Below are 1,496 nucleotides of genomic sequence, written 5' to 3'. Positions count from 1 at the left end.
CGGTATGTTCGTAAAGGAAAGATAGAATATTGGCGTAAACGGGCATCAGAATGGCAAAAGTTTATTAAGGCTATGTCCTCATGGGTAAAGGTAAATAAGGAGATAGAGAAGGAGTTGAGGGAGATAGCGAGACTTAGGTGTGAAGAGTTACCAAAGGGGAAGAAGTAATATGGAAGAGATTATTGTATTTAAAGAGAACAAGGTAGAGGTGAGGAGGAGGTTAAAGGATGGTCAGATAGACTATTTAGACCTAACTTCGTGGAGTTTTCAGGATAGGTTATTTGGTTATCTGATAGAAGAGAAGTTTTTTGAGTGGTGTGGGAGCAGTTATCCTTCACCTCGGGAAAGGGAGAATATCCCTGTATGGTTTCTACTTGGGTGTATGGTTCAGATGAAGCTTTTTGGCACAGCAGCATTTCATAGACTCAAGTTTATTCTTCGTTCGGGTTCAATACTAACAAGGGTAAAGTTCAACATTGGATTAAAGGGAGGGGGTTTTAACTATAAGAATAAGGAGGAGCGTAAGACACCAATAGATCCCGATGCTGCCCGTAAATTCTTTAAAGATACGAATGCCTCAAATCTTGAGAAGTGGTATAACCAGGATGTCCAGAAATGGGTAAGGAGGCATAGAGGATATTGTGACAAGGAAGGGATATTTATATTAGACCCGAGCATAATTTCTCTTCCTGACAATCCAAATTACAAAGAGTCTGCATTATTACCTTTAGATAAGGATGGTAGGTATGTAGATGTGGAAAAACTTTCCCAGGAAGAGAAAAAGAGGTTTAAATATACTCGTTGTTACAAATTGACGATGTTGCTTCATTATAGTCGGCAGGGTGAATATTTTATATTTGCTGGTGGACATTTAGGCAGGGGTGATGAATCTGGTTTAAAGAGAGGAGAAGAACTGGTAGATAATTTTGTTTTGGAGATTGGCAAAGGGGTTATAAAGATTGTTATCATGGACAGGGAATTTATAGACGGGGAGATGATTAGTCGTTTCAAGAAGGAATATGGTATAGATAGTGTAGTTCCATTAAAATCCAATATGCATGCTCTGATAGATGCTTTGGGGATTTCAAGATTAGAGGATGTAAAATGGGTTATTTATAATGAGATAAAGGATGAGAATGGAAAGGTTGTAGAGGTGGAGGAAGTAGCAGGAATTGGAATGATAGAATCGTGGGAAAGCTGTGAGATACCTTTGTATATTGTTTTAGTAAGAAGCAGGAAATCTGATGGTGAGGGAGCTCTATGGGCATTATCTTCTACCAGGGTATTTGATGACCCAAGGGATTTAAGAGAGTTATATACAGGTCGTATGCAGATAGAGGAGAGGATTGATCAGATAAAAAATTGCTGGTTAGTTGGTTCATTTAGCACTCCTAATTTTAATGCGGATGTGGTGCATGTATTTTTTGTTTTACTCACCTATACTCTAATTCAACTATACCTGAAGTCGACCCACAATGAGGAGTTAGCACCTAAGA

Annotated in this window: 1 protein-coding gene; it reads left to right on the top strand. The window is 38.6% G+C overall.

What is annotated here, in order from left to right; genetic code table 11:
• Positions 1-169 precede the first annotated feature (169 nt).
• Positions 170-1,496: transposase (locus AB1414_20660; protein ID MEW6609822.1), on the top strand; the 1,327-nt coding region annotated here is incomplete at its 3' end.

Source organism: bacterium (genome assembly GCA_040755795.1).
In the GTDB taxonomy this organism is placed as follows: Bacteria; UBA9089; CG2-30-40-21; order CG2-30-40-21; family SBAY01; genus JBFLXS01.
This window is presented reverse-complemented; position numbering and strand designations above follow the sequence as displayed.